Consider the following 17004-nt stretch of genomic DNA (forward strand, 5'->3'; position numbering starts at 1 on the left):
GAGCCCGACCATGCTGCTGATCTCCTGCCCGTGGTGCGGGCCCCGCGACGAGGCCGAGTTCCACTACGGCGGCCAGGCCCACGTCCCCTACCCGGAGGACCCCGCCGCCCTCAGCGACGAGGAGTGGGCCCGCTACCTGTTCTTCCGTGACAACCCCAAGGGCCCCTTCGCCGAACGCTGGAGCCACGCGGCGGGCTGCCGCAAGTGGTTCAACGCGGTGCGGGACACGTCGACGAACGAGATCCTGGCGGTGTACGGGGTGGGCGAGGAGCGCCCAAAGGCCCCGGAGCCACGCCCGGCCGCCTCCCTGCCGCGTCCGGCACCCCCGGCTCCTGCGGGCGACTTCGACGACAAGGTCCCCGCACGGCCGGCCGGGGCCCCCGGCGCCGCGCCCGCGGTGAGGCTCCCGAGCCGGCCGAACCGCCTTGCCGCCGGCGGCCGTATCGACCGCGACACCCCCCTCACCTTCACCTTCGACGGCACCGTGTACCAGGGCTACCGGGGCGACACCCTCGCCTCCGCCCTTCTCGCGGGCGGCGTCGTCCGAGCCGCCACCAGCATCAAGCTGGGCCGCCCGCGCGGCATCTTCTCGGCCGGGGTCGAGGAACCCAACGCGGTCGTCCAGATCGAGGCGCCCTTCCCCGAGCCCATGCTCCCCGCCACGACCGTCGAGCTGTACGACGGCCTGGTCGCGAGCAGCCTGCCCGGCCAGGGACGCCTCGCCACCGAACCGGACCCGGCCCGCTACGACGCCGTACACGCCCACTGCGACCTGCTCGTGGTCGGTGCCGGGCCAGCCGGACTCGCCGCCGCCGCGGCGGCCGCGCACAGCGGCGCCCGCGTCATCCTCGCCGACGACCAGCCGGAAGCCGGCGGCAGCCTGCTGGGCACCGGCGAACACCTCGACTGGGTGGCGGCGACCCGCGCCCGGCTCGAAGCCGCTCCCGACGTGCGCGTCCTGCGCCGGACCACCGTGTTCGGCCACTACGACGACAACCACGTCCTCGCCGTCGAGCGCCGTACCCACCACCTCGGCGCCGACGCCCCGGCCCACGTCTCCCGCGAGCGGGTCTGGCGGATCCGCGCCCGGCGCGTCGTCCTCGCCACCGGTGCCCACGAGCGCTCGCTGGCCTTCGCCGACAACGACCGCCCCGGCGTGATGCTGGCGGCCTCGGCGCGGACGTACCTCCACCGGTACGCCGTCGTACCGGGCCGGCACGCGGTCGTGTTCACCACCAACGACAGCGCCTACGCCGCCGCGCTCGACCTGGCGGCGGCCGGGGCGGACGTCGCGGCGATCGTCGACACCCGGCCCGAGCCGGGGGCGTGGGCCGAGCGCGCCCGGTCCGCCGGGATCGAGGTGCTCGCCGGGCACGCGGTCACCGGCACCCGGGGCACGGACCGGCTCACCGCCGTGACCGTCGCCCCGTACGGAACGACCGCCGGACAGCGGGAGTTCGCCGTCGACCTGCTGCTGGTCTCCGGCGGCTGGAACCCGGTCGCGCACCTGTTCAGCCAGGCGGGCGGCACGCTCCGCCACGACGAGGCACTCGGCGCGTTCGTCCCCGACAGCTGCCGTCAGGCCGTCGAGGTCGCGGGCAGCGCGAACGGGGCCGTCGACCTCGCCACGGCCCTCGCGCAGGGCGCGGCGGCCGGAGCCCGCGCCGTCGAGGTGGAGGGCTACACAGCCGAGGCACCCGCCCTGCCGGCCGTGGCCGCCCGGCCGTACACCCCGCCCATGCAGGTCTTCACCGTCCCCGGCGCCACCGGCGCCCCCCGGTTCGTGGACCTCCAGCGCGATGTCACGGTCGACGACCTGGCGCGGGCGACCGGGGCGGGCCTGCGCTCGGTGGAGCACACCAAGCGCTACACCACGGCGGGCACGGCCAACGACCAGGGCAAGACGGGCGGCGTCCTCGCCAGCGGGGTGGTCGCCGGACTCCTCGGCGTCGACATCTCGGCGCTCGGCCTGCCCACCTTCCGGCCGCCGTACACGCCCGTCTCCTTCGCCGCCCTCGCCGGCCGCGACCGCGGCGCGCTGCACGACCCGGTCCGTACGACCGCCCTGCACGGCTGGCACGTCGAACACGGCGCCGCCTTCGAGAACGTCGGGCAGTGGAAGCGCCCCTGGTACTACCCCCAGGACGGCGAGGACATGGAGACCGCCGTCCTGCGCGAGTGCCGGGCCGCCCGGGAGGGCGTGGCCTTCATGGACGCCTCCACCCTCGGCAAGATCGACGTCCAGGGCCCGGACGCGGCACTCTTCCTCGACCGGCTCTACACGAACATGATGAGCACCCTGAAGGTGGGCATGATCCGCTACGGCGTGATGTGCCGACTGGACGGGATGGTCTTCGACGACGGCACCGTCATCCGGCTCGCCCGTGACCGCTTCCTCGTCACCACCACGACCGGCAACGCCGCCGCCGTCCTGGACTGGATGGAGGAGTGGCTGCAGACCGAGTGGCCCGACCTGCGGGTGCACTGCACGTCGGTGACCGAGCAGTGGGCCACCGTGGCGCTCGTGGGCCCTCGGTCCCGTGCCGTCCTCGGCTCGCTCGCGCCCCGACTCGCCGTCTCCCGCGACGACTTCCCGTTCATGGCCTGGCGCGACACGACCGTCGCCGGACTCGACGCGCGCGTGTGCCGGATCAGCTTCTCCGGCGAACTCGCCTACGAGCTCAATGTGTCACCGTGGGACGCCCTCGCCCTGTGGGAGGCGCTGTACGAGGCCGGCGCCCCGTACGGCATCACCCCGTACGGCACCGAGACCATGCACGTGCTGCGCGCCGAGAAGGGCTATCCGATCGTCGGCCAGGACACCGACGGCACGGTCACCCCGCAGGACCTCGGCATGGGCTGGGCGGTGTCCAAGAAGAAGCCCGACTTCATCGGCAAGCGCTCCTACGCCCGCGCCGACACCGTCCGTCCCGACCGCAAGCACCTGGTCGCCCTGCTGCCCGACGACTCCGGCGCCCTCCTGCCGGAGGGCACCCAGCTGGTCGCCGACAGCGAACTGCCCGCCCCGCCCGTGCCGATGCTCGGCCATGTCACCTCCAGCTACCGCAGCGCGGCGCTCGGCCGGACCTTCGCGCTCGCCCTGATCAAGGGCGGCCGGGACCGCGTCGGCAAACGCCTCTACGCACCCGTCGGCGACCGGATGCTCCCGGTCACCGTCGCCAGCCCCGTCCTCTACGACCCCGAGGGAGCCCGCCGCGATGGCTGACACCGCCCTGACCGCCCGGCAGCGCAGCCCGCTGGCGCACGCCGCCGGCCGCCTGGCCGCCGCGACGCGTTCCTCCCGGGGCGCGGTCCGGCTGGCCGAAGTCCCCTTCCTGGCCCAGGTGAACGTCCGCCTGGACGCCAAGAGCCCGGCGGCGGCCGCGGTCGGACTCGCCCTGGGGGTCCAACTACCCCTGGAACCCGGCACCATGGTCCGCGCCGGCGAGCTGACCGTGCTGTGGCTCGGCCCGGACGAATGGCTGGTGGTGGCGCAGCCCGGTGCCCAGCGGGAACTGGAGGGCCGGATCCGCGCGGCGGCCGGGGCGGAGCACGTCTCCGTGACGGACGTCTCCGCCCAGGGCACCACCCTCCTGGTCAGCGGGCCCCGCGCCCGCGACCTGCTCGCCCACGGCTGCGCGCTGGACCTCCACCCGAGCGCCTTCGGCCCCGGCCGCTGCGCCCGGACGACCCTCGCCCGCGCCCAGGTCGTGCTGGTCGCCCGTGACGAGACGGATGCGGGCTTGTGGGTGCTCGTGCGCTCCTCCTTCGCCGGCTACCTGGTGGACTGGCTGCTGGACGCGGCCGTCGAATACGTGTGAACGACTCCGCACGGCGGGCCTGCGCCGGTACGGCGGCGGGCCCGCCGGCCTCGTCGCGAGGCCGTGGGCCGGCGCCGGTACCGCGAGTCGCCCGGGACTGCCGGACCGTCCCCCGGAACGGGCTTCGGCGACCGGGCGGGACGCCGGTGACGGGTGTCGTGAGTGTCACGCCGAGCAGTTCTCCGACGGCGGGCGGTGCCTCGCGCACGTCGGTCCCGGGGGCCGCCGGGAGTCAGCCCAGGTAGCCCATCCGGTGGCTGATCTCCTGCGCGCCCTTGAGCAGGGCGGGCGCGAGTTCGTGCAGGCGTTCCTCGGTGAATCGGTACGCCGGCCCGGAGGCGCTGAGGGCGGCGATGACCTCGCCGTCGCGGTCACGGATCGGGGCCGCGACGGCGTGCAGACCGATCTCCAGTTCCTCCAGCGTCACCGCGTAGCCGCGCTCGCGGGCCTGGTCGAGGTCCTTCTCCAGCTTCGTCCGGGCGGTCAGGGTGTGCGGCGTCAGCCTCCGCAGCCCGGCGGCCGCGAGCACACGGGCGCGGGCCGTCGCCGACAGGTGGGCCAGCAGGATCTTGCCACTGGACGTGGCGTGCACCGGGGTGAGCTGCCCGACCCAGTTGTGCGTGCCGACCGCGCCGGGGCCGCGCACCTGGTAGAGGTTGACGGCGTAGTGCTCCTGGAGCACGGCGATGTTCACGGTCTCGCCGATCTCCTGGATGAGCCGCTCGCACACCGCCCGGCCCTGCTGTGTGACGTCGAGCCGGCCCGTGACCGCGCCCGCGAGGCGGACGATCCCGAAACCCAGCCGGTACTTGCCCCGGTCGGCCGCCTGCTCGACCAGACCGCGCGCCTCCAGCGCGCCGAGCAGGCGGAACGCGGTCGACTTGTGGACGTCGATCTCGGCGGCGACCTCGCTGACGCCCGCCTCACCGCGCCGGGCGAGGATCTCCAGGACGCTGACGGCTCGGTCGACGGACTGCACCCCGTTCACAGCGGGGCCTGTTGTTTCGCCATCTGCTGTGTAGTTGCTCATGGCGCAACTATACGTACGGGCATTCCGGTGTCCCGCCCTTACGGTGAAAGCGCCGGCGCGGGCGCGGACTGCGCCGGAGAGGCGGCTTGCCAAGCCGGTATACCACGGCGGGACGGTGCCTGCGGAGACCTTGGTTCCCGCGGGCGCCGCCCCGTGTCCACCACCGGTTCCCCGCCGCCCCGCCGTCAGCGGAAGACGACCGTGCAGTGGCCGTTGGCCAGGACCCGGCTCTCGCTGTGCCACTCCACGGCGCGGGCGAGCACCTGGGCCTCGACGTCGCGGCCGAGGGCGACCAGTTCGTCCGGGGCGTGGGAGTGGTTCACACGGACGACGTCCTGCTCGATGATCGGGCCTTCGTCGAGGTCGGGCGTGACGTAGTGCGCCGTGGCCCCGACGAGTTTGACGCCGCGCCGGTGCGCCTGGACGTACGGCTTGGCCCCTTTGAAGCTCGGCAGGAAGGAGTGGTGGATGTTGATGGCCCGGCCGTCGAGCTTCTTGCACAGGTCGTCGGAGAGGATCTGCATGTACCGGGCGAGCACCACGAGGTCGACGTCCAACTCGTCGACGAGCTGGAGCAGTCGGGCCTCCGCCTCGGCCTTGGTCTGCGGCGTCACGGGGATGTGGTGGAAGGGGATGCCGTAGTTGCGCGCCAGCGGCTCGTGGTCGCGGTGGTTGGAGACGATCGCCGGGATCTCGATGTTGAGCGCGCCCGTGGACTTGCGGAAGAGCAGGTCGTTGAGGCAGTGGCCGAACTTCGACACCATGATCAGTGTCCGGGTGGGGGTCGAGGCGTCGCGCAGCTGCCAGGTGATCCGGTACGCCTCGGCGACGGGGCTGAAGCCGGTGCGCAGATCCTCCGGCCCGACCCCCGGGTCCGAGACGTCGAAGTGCACCCGCATGAAGAAGCGGTCCTGGAGCCGGTCGTCGAACTGCTGGCTCTCCAGGATGTTGCCGGAGTGGGTGACGAGGAAGGTGCTCACGGCGTGGACGAGACCGGCCCGGTCGGGGCACGACAGGGTGAGGACGAACTCGCGGCCGGGCTGCGGTCGAGGAGACATGACACCCTCCATGGGCGCACAGAGAGCAACGTTGTGAGTGATACGCAACATGGTCGGGTGCTGAGGGGCAGCGGTCAAGGGTGCCGTTCGCATTGCGCGCAACGTTTCGCAATATGCAACGATGTGGGGGCGGTGGACGCAGGCTCCAGGGGCCGGGTCCGGCGCTAAGGGAGCGGAGGTTGCGCGCAAGGAGACGGTCTCTCAGCCCATGCTGAGCGCGGTCGGCTCCACACCGTTCTCCTCGTGCGGCGCGCCCTCCTCGGCCGTACGCCCCCGCAGGGCCGTCACCACCAGCAGTGCCGAGAACAGGGCGGCGGCACCGCACACCACGAACCCGATCGCGTAGCCGTGTCCGAGTGCGTCGAGGGCGTACGAACGGGCCGCCCCCGGAGGGGAGTCGGCGGGAACGGAGTTCAGGGCGAGGGGACCGCCCTCCTTGAGCACCTCGCGCGCCGCGGCCTGCGACGCCGCGTTCAGCGACGGCGCAGTCGCCAGCGAGGACGTCACCCGTGACGCCGCCTGGCTCAGCGCGACCGCGCCGATGACCGCCGGGCCGAGGGTGAAACCGAGGTCGCGCAGCAGGTTGGTCGCCGCGCTCGCCATGCCCGCGAGCGGCAGCGGCACCGTGTTCACGGCGGTCGCGGTGATCGACGACACCGTGAAGGCGAAGCCCGCGCCGACCAGCCCGAGCGGCAGGATCAGCGAGGTCAGGGCCCGGTCGCCGACGCCGAGCCCCGCGGCCAGGAAGTCGCCCGCGGCCATCAGCGCCAGACCGGTGCCGAGCAGCGTCCGCGCGGGCAGCCGGTGCAGCAGCCGGGAGGTGAGCGGGGTGAGGGCCGGCGTGATGCCGTTGAGCAGCAGGAACGCGAAGGCGGCGCGCATCGGGCTCTGGTGCTGGATGGGACCGAGCCGGATGCTCGTCGCGTAGGCCGTGCCCAGGAAGCTGAACATGCCCACGACCGCGACGGCCGACGCGATCGCGAAGGAGCGGTTGCGGAACAGGTCCAGGCGCAGCAGGGGCGAGCGGGCCCGGCGCTCGGCGGCCACGAACAGGGCCAGGAACACCGCGGCGATCACGAACGCCACGACCACCCCAGCCGACCCCCAGCCGTCCGCCGGCCCCTGGATGACGGCGTACAGCAGGGCGAACAGCCCGACACCGATGGTGACCTGACCGCCGATGTCCAGTGAACGCCCCTTAGGCGCACGGGAGTTGGCTGCCAGCCACAGGCTCACCAGCGCACTGACCGCCGCCAGCGCGGCGACCACCACGAACGCCGAGCGCCATGAGCCGTACGTGCCGGTGATCCCGCCGAGCAGCGGGGCGAGGAAGCCGCCCGCGGACAGACTCGACGCCCACAGGGCGATCGCACGGGCGCGTTCGGCACCGGTGTGGGTACCGGCCGCGATCATGGCGAGCGAGGTGGGGAAGAGGGCGGCGGCGCCGAGACCGGCGAGCGCCTGCCCCGCCCACAGCTGATGGATGCCGGTGGCGCTCGCGGCGACGACCTCGCCGGCACACACCAGGACGGCGCCGCCGACGAGGAGCCGCTTGCGCCCGAAGAGGTCGCCGAGCACGCCGAAGGTGAGTTCGAGGACGGCGACGGGCAGCAGGAACGCGTCGGAGATCCAGGTCAGTTGGGAGCCGACCGGCCGGAGGTGCTCCTGGAACAGCCCGTTGAGGGTGGCCGGTATCGCGAGGCCGATCTGGGCGAGGCAGACGGCCAGACACCCGGCGAGGAGCGTGCCGAGGGCGAGGGAGGTACGCGGGGCGGCGGATGCGTCGGACATGAGCGGGGTCCCAACGTCAGTGGTGGGCAAGGTCAGCGGTCGGCGAGGTCAGTGGTGGTCGGGGCGTGCGGGACGGTCGCGGCCGACCGTCAGCCGTGCCGGGCGGTACGGGACGTACGCCGCCCCGTCCAGGCCGAGCGCGGTGGCGGACCTCTGGAGCGCGGCCGGGGTCGCGGCGCCGTCCCAGCGGCCGGTGGTGACGCGGTGTTCGAGCGCGTGCAGGGCGGCCACGGTCTCGGCGGTGGTGAACGCGCAGTGGCCCTGCCGCTCGACGTACGCCTGCCGCAGCAGCGCGCCGTCCCCGGCCGCGCGCACCCGGTCGCCGAACCGGCGTTCCTGCTCGACCGGCACCAGGTTGTCGGCGGTGGTGTGCACGTCCAGCAGCGGTACGCCGAGGCCCTGCCCGGCGGAAGAGGTGCGCTGTGCGGCACGGACGGCGGCCGGGTCGGCGGTGATCGAGGCATCCCGGGTCAGGGCCGCCAGGTCGGCGCGCAGATCGAGCCCGGCCGCGCGGTACAGGGCGCGGACCTGCGGGGCGCGCACGGATCCGGCGAGCAGCCGGGCGTAGTCGACGCCCCGGCTCCAGGAGGTGTTGCCGCCGGCGGACTGCTCGACGGCGTACCGGCCGCCCTCGACGAACGCCAGGACGCCCTGCGCGAACCACGCGTACTGCTGCTGCTCCTGGCCCGCCCAGTCGGTCGGCGCGGGCCGGTCCGCTCCGGGCGCCCACGCGGGCAGGTTGAGGAAGGCGGCGGCGAGCGCGATGCGGGCGCGGCCCTGCGCGGTGGCCTGGGCGGCGGTGACGGCGTCGCCGAGCTTCCTGGCCGTGGCCGCCGCGTCCCCGGCGGAACCGAAGCGGACAAGGCCGACGTCCCGCCCCGGCAGGAGCAGCCGGGCGATGGCGTACTCGGCGTCGAGCTGGTAGTTGTCCAGATCGGTGCCGCCCGCCACCAGGCCGCACAGCCCGAGGGCGCCGTCGACCCGGCCGGCGCCGTCCCGCGCGATCTGCGCGTTGACGAGTCCGCCCATGGACTGGCCGACGGCGAGGGTGCGGCGCGGGGTGCCGATCCGCCCGGTGACCGCGTCGAGCGTGCCGAACTGATCGCGTTCGGCGCTGTCCAGGGCCCACATCGAGCCATGGGGATCGTACGACGACCCGGCCAGCGCATAGCCCTCGGCCAGCAGCTCGGCCTGTACGGCGGCGGAGGGCGCGTCCCCGGCGACGGTGGGGCCGAAGCCGTGGCTGAACAGCAGCAGGGTGCCGTTCCAGTGGGCGGGGAGGTCCGCGATCCAGCCGGCGCCGTCGGGGAGCGTGCCGGTGAGGTGGGTGGCGGTCGTCGTCTCCGCCTGGGCGGCCGGCGCGGGAAGGGCGGCGAGGGCCGTGGAGGCGAGCGAGGCCAGGACGGCGAGCGCGACGCGCATCCGGGTACGGGGGGTGCGGGGACGGGGGCGGTCGGTGCGGGCAGCGAGAGTGGCACGCATGAGGCGGGCTCCTTCGGGGCGGCTGCGGAGCGGGGTCCCGGACGGATGTTCCAGATACTCAGTGCACTGAACGAAGGTGTCAGGAATGTAGGGCGGATTTCTTGCGGCCGTCAATGCGATGCACAACATCACTTCATTCCATGTCCGCGAGCGCGCCCGCCCCGGAGCGGGGCGCTACGCCACGGGAAGGGTCTCGATGAGCCGGCGCGCCGCCTCCCGGGCGGGCGCCTCCAGGTGGGCGTGCACCGTGCGGAACGTCTTCTCGGCGCCGGCCGCGGGCCAGTCGGCGGGCAGATGCCGCACGGGCAGTCGCGGGTCACCGCGGATGACCTGAAGCCACTCGGCGGTCAGCCGCAGGCGCAGCGCGAGGGCGTCCTGGGCGGCCGGATCGGCCCCGCTCGAGGAATACGGCCGCCAGTACGCCTCGAAGGTGCGGTAAGCCGCGGCCAGTTGGGACAGATCCCACGTCTCGTCGATCATCCCGGCGATGTCCGTGCCGGCGTCCGCGTGGGCACGGAAGACCTTGACGTGGGCGGCCAGACCCAGTTCGCCGACGATCCCGGAGACGTCGACCTCGCCCGGCGCGATCCACAGCCCGCTGAACAGCGCGCCGAAGCCCGCCCAGGCCAACTGCGAGCGCAGATCGTGCCGCTGCCGCTGCCAGGACTCCGGGAGCGAGAAACCGAGCAGCGTCCAGGTACCGTCCCAGTCGCGGTTGACCGCGCCGGTCCGCCAGATGCGCCGCTCACCGTCGCGCAGGATCGCCTCCGAACGCTCGGTGAGCCCGATGTAGGTCCGCCGCCCCTCGCGCCGCCGGCTCAGCAGGCCGCGCCCCACCATCCGGGTCAGCGTGGACCGGGTGGCCTGCTCCCCGACACCGGCCCGCCGGAACACCTCGATGACGCTCCCCGTGTACACGCACACGCCTCGCCCCAGCACCTCGTCGCCGAGGAAGCTGAGCAGGAGGGACTGGGGGCGGGGGACGGGACCGGTCACGTGGATACAGTACGAGGCGGGCGCCGCTGCGACATACGCGGCCGGGACCGGCGTAGGCGGCGAGGCGCCCGGTGGGGGCACCGCCGAGGGTGCCGCCGTACGGGTGGCCGACCGGGCGGTGAGCGGCGGCTGTGCCGCGCCTGCCTCCCACGCCCGCGCGAAGCCGGCCCCCGCCGCGGAGCAGACGTGGCCGACGACGGGCCGCGGTCGTTCCGGTGCGGCGGGAAGGGGCGACCCGGTGGGGGCCGGACGGCGCGTGGGCCGGACCGGGAGGGATCGGCGGGGTTCAGCCGATGAGGGACCGGAACTGCTCGATCGTACGGCGCCGCATGGTGAGGAAGGCGAGCCAGGAACCGTCGGCGTAGTGCAGCCGGAAGCGGGCCATCAGCTGGGTCCGGGGGCGGCGTTCGACCCGGGCCACCCAGGCGCGCGGCACCTCCCACACGGGAGTGCCGTCCAGGGGCTTGACCAGCCCGACTCGCTGGTCCGTCACGCGCAGCAGGAGTGCGCCGGAGGTCTGGGGCATGCCCGCGGCGATACTGCCGGCTCCGCCGGACTGCGCGCCGATCCGGCCCACCAACTGGTTCGCGACGGCACCGCCGAGATTCACGCTGATCCCCTTGGCGCTTCGCGCGGGGACGACGCTGCCGTACCCCAGGAGGATCTCTCCGGGTGCCAGTTGATTGCGGACGGAACGCTCGCGGAGGGCAGACATGCCCATGATCATAGGTGTGGCGGGCGGGCGGCAGCGGAGGAGGGAACGGGAGGGGCCGGCTGTTCGCGGAGGAAAGCCGGCCCCCGTGGCGCGGTCGAGGCTCAGCCGAGGCCGAGATTCGACAGTGCCGTCGTCCAGTCGGTCATGATCGCGTCCTGCGCGTCCGTGAGGCTGACGGTGCCCGCGCAGACGGCCTTCTTGAGCTGGTTCTCGACCTTGTCCTTGTCGGCGGCGGTCTTGGCGCCGTACTGCGGCTCCGGCCAGAGGTTCTGTTCGCTCCTGGGCGCGCCGCCGAGTTCCAGCGGTACGAAGTGGTCTTCCTCGTAGTCGGACGTGTTGGTGTCGCTGTAGCCGTACGCGACGATCTGCTTCTTCTTCAGGGCGGTGGTGTATGAACTCGGGGGGCGCACCGTCGAGGTCCAGCCGGAGACGCAGATCGTGGAGCCGATGGTGCCCTGCGTGACGTCGGGGTTGAGGGCGCCGGGCTGGCAGCTGGGGTCGGGGAGGGGGAGGTAGGACTGGCTGCACGACTGGGCGTGCGCGGTTCCGGTGGTCACCACGAGCCCCGCCGTGGCGAGGGCGAGGGCGGACAGGGCGGTCACCAGGGGGCGTGTCGTTCGGGACATGTGGGGGATCTCCCGGTGTGGTGCCCGGCAGAGGTCCGGGCGGTCATGGCCATGACAGCACCGGGGTCATCTATGCGGGTAGACGCTTTACCGGCCCGGGAAATCCTTTGGTTGAAGATTTATCCACCGTGGGGCGCGTGAAGGCCAAGTCCTGGCCGGAACTTGGTTGTTGACAGCGTTTCCGGCGTCACTCCGGGCCGGAGGAGAAGCAGAGGAACTCCTCCATCGCCGCGTCGACGCCGACGCGGTCACCGCTGGCGAGCAGGTCGACCGACAGACCGCGGACGGTGGCGATCCCCAGTCGCGAGCGCTGCGGGCCGTCGCGGTGTCCGCCCCGGCCGCCGCCGCAGCGGCTGCGAGCGGTTCCGGCCAGTTCCGACACCAGTCCTTTCCGTACGAGGACGGCCTCGGCGCGCCGCGCAGCGCGTGTCCGGGGATCCCGAAGCAGAGCCGCTCCTGGCCGACCGGCTCGGAGGCCGTCAACCCCTGCCACAGACGCGGGGCGCGGGCGATCGCCACGAGCAACTGTTCCTTGGACCCGAAGGAGTGGATCAGCATGCGCTGGCTGACGCCGCCCGCGGCGCCCCGGCGGCGCAGGCTCAGGTCCGCGATGCCCTGCGCCGCGACGTGGTCCACGGCCGCGTCCACCAGCCGGGCGCGCCGATCCGCGTCCCGCCGGCTGCCCGGGCGTCCTTCTGCCTGGCCAACTGGCGCCACGGCGGCTCCTCGCGCGGCATCGGATCGCGCGCCACCGTCACCGCCGCGCCTGCGGCACGACGACCGACGTCGCCATCGAGGTCGTCGAAGCCGACACCCCCGACGCACCGTCGAACGCAACGCCGGCGCGGCCGGGCGGCGCGTGGCTCAGGGCACCTCCACCATCGCGCCGCTGCCCGTCGGCGGGAGCCGCGTCTCGTTCGCGTACGCCTGGGCGCGCGCGCCGCTCGCCGACCGCCTGCCGGCCTCCGCCGTCCGGACGGTGACGCGGCGCGCCAACCGCGCCGTCAGGGAGCGCCTCACCAGCGAACTGGCCCACCCCGTCTCCGCTCCCGGCTCCTGACGGCGGCCGAAGAGCGGCAGCGGGACGGGGAGCCGGAGGAGGGAGCATCCGTCGGCGGCGGTGACACCGATGCTCGGGGGCGTGCGAGGTGTGCGGAGCCTGGGCCTCGGTGACGTCCGGGAAGACGTGTGCGGCCTGCGGTCGCCCTGCGGTGATACGCCGCTTGAGCCGGCCTTGTCGATCTCCTCCTGGGAACCGTGGAACGCACCGATCCCGCCACGCGGTTCACGCCAGCCGCCCGGTCACCGGATGCCGGGGTCTCCCGATCGCCGCCAGCAGTACGCCCGTCACGGCCGTGGCGTCCTCCGCGATCACCGTACGCGGCACCTGATCGGCCACGCCTTCCCGATGCCGGTGCGCCCGGTGCGGGGCGCGGAGCAGGGAGGCACCCCCGGCCGGCAGCGTGACCCCGAGCAACCGGTCGCCGCGATCTGCCACAGCGGCCGCGTCGAGGAGTCCCTCCCGTCGACCGTCCGCCTCCGGCACCAGGGCACCCTCCCGTCCGCCTCGGGCTGCGCCGGCCCGGCTCGCGCCCCGGTCGCGGCGGTGACCGCACGGATTCCGGCCCCGCAAGCCGGTGAGCAGCCGGTTCGGGCCGTCCGGGACGCGGGGTCCCGCCTTTGGACCGCGTTCGCGGCCGGTCGCGTCCTCCGCTGCTCATCGCCGGCTGCTGCCGGTGCGCGCCGTTCACACGGGGGCGGGGAGGGCCGGCCTGCCCACGGAGACGGGGCGCGCGCGGATGTGTGCGACAGGGGCTCGCCCGTGGTGAAGCGGGCGGTGCTGGGTACCCGGCGCGGGAGCGCGGTGAGAGCACCGGGACCGAGCCTGGAAGGGGGCGTCATGGTCAGGAATGTGCGCGACATCATGACCGATGTGCCGACGGCCGTGAACGCGTGGGCGTCGGTGACCTCGGTGGCCCAGGTGATGCGCGACCAGGCCGTCGACCTCGTCATGGTGGTGGACGACGGGAACCTGATCGGGTTCGTCAGCGACCGCGACCTGCTGGTGGGCTCCGTGGCGGACGGGGCCGATCCCAGACGGGTGCCGGTGGTCCGGGTGGTGCCCGGGGATCTGGTCACCGTCGACGTGGACGAGGACATCGAGCGCGCCGCCAGGAGAATGCGCGAGCGGTCGGCACGGCACGCCGCCGTGATCGTCTACGGCGAACCCGTGGGCCTGGTCCGCGCCGACGACCCCGCCGTCACGGCGACCTCGGCTCCCACCGTGGCGCCGACGCCGGAACTCCACGGCAGGGCCGTACACGGCCTGTGACCGCGGCAGCGCGGCAGCGGCATGACGAGGACGTCCCCGCGACCCGGTAGCACCTGCCGGACGCGACAGCACAGCAACAGCCGCATGGCGAGGACAGGAAAGAACGCAAAGGAGAGTCACCGATCATGCGTATCGCGTTTCTGACAGCGCCCGAAGGCGTCGAACAGGTGGAGCTGACCGAACCCTGGCAGGCGGCTCTGGCCGCCGGGCACGACCCCGTGCTGGTGTCGACCGACTCCGGTGAGATCCAGGCCTTCCACCACCTCGACAAGGCGGACACGTTCACGGTGGACGAGGTCGTCGGTGACACTTCCGCGGACTCCTTCGGCGGTCTGGTGATGCCGGGCGGAGTCGCCAATCCCGACTTCCTGCGGATGAACGAGAAGGCCGTCGCGTTCGTGAAGGACTTCTTCGAGCAGGGGCGCCCGGTCGCCGCGATCTGCCACGCGCCGTGGACCCTCGTCGAGGCGGACGTGGTGCGAGGCCGGGAGCTGACCTCGTGGCCGAGCCTGCGGACCGACATCCGCAACGCCGGCGGCACCTGGGTCGACGAGCAGGTCAAGATCTGCGACCACGGGCCCAACAAGCTGGTCACCAGCCGCAAGCCGGACGACCTGAAGGCGTTCTGCGAGGCCTATCTGGACGTGTTCGACCAGGAGGGGGCGGGCCGATGACGGCGACTCCCGACCGCCAGGAGGCGACCACCGACCGCGGGGACGAGGTCCCCGACCGCAAGGACGAGCAGCTCGACGCCTTCCGCGCCGCCGATCCCGCGGCGGGGCCGCTGACCACGGACCAGGCCGTGGAGGTGGACCACACCGACGACTCGCTGAGCGCGGGCGAGCGCGGTCCGACACTGATGGAGGACTTCCACGCCCGGGAGAAACTGACCCGCTTCGACCATGAACGGATTCCGGAGCGGGTCGTCCACGCGCGCGGCGCGGGCGCGTACGGCTACTTCGAACCGTACGAGTCCTGCGCCGAGTTCACCCGCGCGGCCTTTCTCCAGGACCCCAGCGTGCGTACCCCGGTCTTCGTGCGGTTCTCCACCGTGCAGGGGCCGCGCGGGTCCGCCGACACCGTGCGCGACGTACGCGGCTTCGCCACCAAGTTCTACACGTCGGAGGGGAACTACGACCTCGTCGGGAACAACTTCCCGGTCTTCTTCATCCAGGACGGCATCAAGTTCCCGGACTTCGTGCACGCGGTGAAACCGGAGCCGCAGCACGACATCCCGACCGGTGCCTCCGCGCACGACACGTTCTGGGACTTCGTCTCCCTCCAGCCGGAAACCCTGCACACGGTCATGTGGCTGATGTCGGACCGGGCGATCCCGCGCAGCTACCGCATGATGCAGGGCTTCGGCGTGCACACCTTCCGCTTCGTGAACGCCGAGGGCCGGGGCACGTTCGTCAAGTTCCACTGGAAGCCACGGCTCGGGGTGCACTCGCTGGTGTGGGACGAGGCGCAGGAGTGCCAGGGCCGTGACCCCGACTTCAACCGGCGCGACCTGTGGGAGGCCATCGAGGCGGGCGCGTTCCCGGAATGGGAACTGGGAGTCCAACTCGTCCCCGAGGAGGACGAGTTCGCCTTCGACTTCGACCTGCTGGACGCCACGAAGATCATCCCTGAGGAACAGGTCCCGGTCCGGCCGATCGGCCGCATGGTCCTGAACCGCAATCCCGAGAACTTCTTCGCGGAGACAGAACAGGTCGCCTTCCACACCGCCAATGTCGTCCCCGGGATCGACTTCACCAACGATCCACTGCTCCAGGCCCGCAACTTCTCCTACCTGGACACGCAGCTCATCCGGCTGGGCGGGCCGAACTTCAGTCAGCTGCCGGTGAACCGGCCGGTGGCCCCCGTCCGCAACAACCAGCGCGACGGATACCACCAGAGCACGGTCCACCGCGGCACGAACTACTTCCCCAACTCCCTCGGGGGCGGCTGCCCGGCTCCCGGAGGCATGGGCACCACGGCCTACACGCACTACGCGGAGCGGGTCGACGGAGCCAAGATCCGCCGCCGCAGTCCGAGCTTCCAGGACCACTACAGCCAGCCCTCGCTGTTCTGGAACAGCATGGCCGACTGGGAGAAGCAGCACATCGTGCAGGCGTTCCGGTTCGAACTCGGCAAGGTCGACGCCAAGCACGTGCGCGCCGCCACCGTCAGTCAACTCGCTCAGGTGGACGCCGAGTTGGCAAGCCAGGTGGCGCGCGGCATCGGGGTGCCCGAGCCGTCGGACGGGACGGGGGCGGCCTCCAAGCAGTCCTCGCCCGCCCTCAGCCTCGAGTCGCTGACCGGGGACGGATCGATCAGCACCCGCCGGATCGCCGTACTCGCGGCCGACGCGGTGAACGGCCGGCAGGTCGCCTCGATCCGGGAGGCCCTGGCCCCCCGGGGCGCCCAGGTGGAGGTGCTGGCCCCGGCGGACGGCACCGTGCCGGCGGCCGACGGCGAGCCCTGCGAGGTCGACCGGGCGATGCCGACCGTCGCGTCCGTCCTGTACGACGCGGTCGTCGTGCCCGGGCACGCGGCGGACACCCCGCCGCTGACCGGCGACCCCGACGCGATGCGCTTCGTGCGCGACGCCTACCGGCACGGCAAGCCCGTCGCGGCGCTCGGCAACGGAGTGGACATGCTGTCCGCCCTGGAACCGGAGGGCGTCCGCCTGTCCACGCAGGCACACCAGGTGGTCGCCGACCAGGGCGTGGTGACGGACCCCGCCACCGACCCCGCGAGCGCGGAGTTCGTCCAGGCGCTCGTGGCAGCCGTCGCGGCACACCGCCACTGGGGCCGGCCGCCGGCGCGCTGCTGACCCCGCGCGTCCCGGGCCGGCGCCGGCCGGCCCGAGGGCGCTCCGGGGGCGCGGGACGCGGCAAGGGCGGTCCGCCCGATTCCGCGGTGCGAGGGACGAGGGAGGAGACATGACCCAGCAGGTGCGCGACCTCATGACGACGGACCTGGTCACGGTGGCCCCGCTGACCTCGGTGTCGACGTCGCCCGGCTGATGCGCCGGGAAGACGTCGGCGACGTGCTCGTGATCGAGGACGGCCGGCTGCGCGGCGTCGTGACCGACCGGGACCTGGTCGTCCGCGTCCTGGCGGACGGCGGCGCCGTCGGCGAGCGCACCGCGGTGAGCGCGTGCAGCGA

General features: G+C 73.2%; 15 protein-coding genes and 1 pseudogene. 6 read left to right on the top strand and 10 right to left on the bottom strand.

What is annotated here, in order from left to right; translation table 11 throughout:
* The first annotated feature begins 10 nt into the window (after positions 1-10).
* Positions 11-3226, top strand: coding sequence for a sarcosine oxidase subunit delta family protein (locus tag ACZ60X_RS08850; protein ID WP_469595169.1), 3216 nt, complete (start codon positions 11-13; stop codon positions 3224-3226).
* On the top strand, positions 3219-3821 hold the full coding sequence (locus ACZ60X_RS08855) for a sarcosine oxidase subunit gamma (RefSeq protein ID WP_469595171.1): 603 nt from the start codon (positions 3219-3221) through the stop codon (positions 3819-3821). Before ACZ60X_RS08850 ends, ACZ60X_RS08855 begins: the two co-directional genes overlap by 8 nt.
* A gap of 232 nt (positions 3822-4053) precedes the next feature.
* Here ACZ60X_RS08855 and ACZ60X_RS08860 read toward each other — a convergent pair whose 3' ends face one another.
* The 9 genes and pseudogenes from ACZ60X_RS08860 to ACZ60X_RS08900 all read right to left on the bottom strand — a co-directional run.
* Complete coding sequence (locus tag ACZ60X_RS08860; protein ID WP_469595174.1) at positions 4054-4851, bottom strand: IclR family transcriptional regulator; 798 nt, start codon at positions 4849-4851, stop codon at positions 4054-4056.
* A 185-nt stretch (positions 4852-5036) separates the two neighbouring features.
* Entirely contained in the window at positions 5037-5909 is an 873-nt protein-coding gene (purU, locus tag ACZ60X_RS08865) for a formyltetrahydrofolate deformylase (protein ID WP_469595177.1), read from the bottom strand.
* Between the two features lie 201 nt (positions 5910-6110).
* On the bottom strand, positions 6111-7700 hold the full coding sequence (locus ACZ60X_RS08870; RefSeq protein ID WP_469595179.1) for an MFS transporter: 1590 nt from the start codon (positions 7698-7700) through the stop codon (positions 6111-6113).
* A 48-nt stretch (positions 7701-7748) separates the two neighbouring features.
* Complete coding sequence (locus tag ACZ60X_RS08875; RefSeq protein WP_469595182.1) at positions 7749-9182, bottom strand: alpha/beta hydrolase; 1434 nt, start codon at positions 9180-9182, stop codon at positions 7749-7751.
* 174 nt (positions 9183-9356) lie between these two features.
* Positions 9357-10184: a PaaX family transcriptional regulator gene (locus ACZ60X_RS08880; protein WP_469595972.1), complete on the bottom strand. Its 828-nt coding sequence runs from the start codon at positions 10182-10184 to the stop codon at positions 9357-9359.
* Positions 10185-10464: 280 nt separating this feature from the next.
* Positions 10465-10893, bottom strand: coding sequence for a hypothetical protein (locus ACZ60X_RS08885; protein WP_469595185.1), 429 nt, complete (start codon positions 10891-10893; stop codon positions 10465-10467).
* A 101-nt stretch (positions 10894-10994) separates the two neighbouring features.
* Positions 10995-11519: a hypothetical protein gene (locus ACZ60X_RS08890; protein WP_469595187.1), complete on the bottom strand. Its 525-nt coding sequence runs from the start codon at positions 11517-11519 to the stop codon at positions 10995-10997.
* A 187-nt stretch (positions 11520-11706) separates the two neighbouring features.
* Complete coding sequence (locus ACZ60X_RS08895; protein WP_469596026.1) at positions 11707-11901, bottom strand: hypothetical protein; 195 nt, start codon at positions 11899-11901, stop codon at positions 11707-11709.
* A 188-nt stretch (positions 11902-12089) separates the two neighbouring features.
* Positions 12090-12344: pseudogene (locus tag ACZ60X_RS08900) on the bottom strand (hypothetical protein); the annotation flags it as partial.
* A 34-nt stretch (positions 12345-12378) separates the two neighbouring features.
* On the opposite strand from ACZ60X_RS08900, the gene ACZ60X_RS08905 reads away from it, so the two are divergent.
* Positions 12379-12579 (top strand): hypothetical protein, encoded by a 201-nt coding sequence (locus ACZ60X_RS08905; protein WP_469595190.1) that lies wholly within the window; start codon positions 12379-12381, stop codon positions 12577-12579.
* Positions 12580-12804: 225 nt separating this feature from the next.
* On the opposite strand, the gene ACZ60X_RS08910 is transcribed toward ACZ60X_RS08905, so the two are convergent.
* Entirely contained in the window at positions 12805-13065 is a 261-nt protein-coding gene (locus ACZ60X_RS08910; protein ID WP_469595193.1) for a hypothetical protein, read from the bottom strand.
* Positions 13066-13419: 354 nt separating this feature from the next.
* Between ACZ60X_RS08910 and ACZ60X_RS08915 the strand changes: the two genes are divergently transcribed.
* The 3 genes from ACZ60X_RS08915 (at position 13420) to ACZ60X_RS08925 (ending at position 16669) form a co-directional block, all read left to right on the top strand.
* Positions 13420-13851 carry a CBS domain-containing protein gene (locus tag ACZ60X_RS08915; RefSeq protein ID WP_469595196.1) on the top strand — a complete coding sequence of 144 codons (432 nt, stop codon included), beginning with the start codon at positions 13420-13422 and terminating at the stop codon, positions 13849-13851.
* A gap of 125 nt (positions 13852-13976) precedes the next feature.
* The gene (locus ACZ60X_RS08920; protein ID WP_469595198.1) at positions 13977-14525 is read left to right on the top strand and encodes a type 1 glutamine amidotransferase domain-containing protein; all 549 of its coding nucleotides are present in this window, start codon (positions 13977-13979) and stop codon (positions 14523-14525) included.
* Entirely contained in the window at positions 14522-16669 is a 2148-nt protein-coding gene (locus tag ACZ60X_RS08925) for a catalase (protein WP_469595201.1), read from the top strand. Before ACZ60X_RS08920 ends, ACZ60X_RS08925 begins: the two co-directional genes overlap by 4 nt.
* Positions 16670-17004: the final 335 nt, after the last annotated feature.

The organism is Streptomyces sp. NPDC104106, from assembly GCF_055584345.1.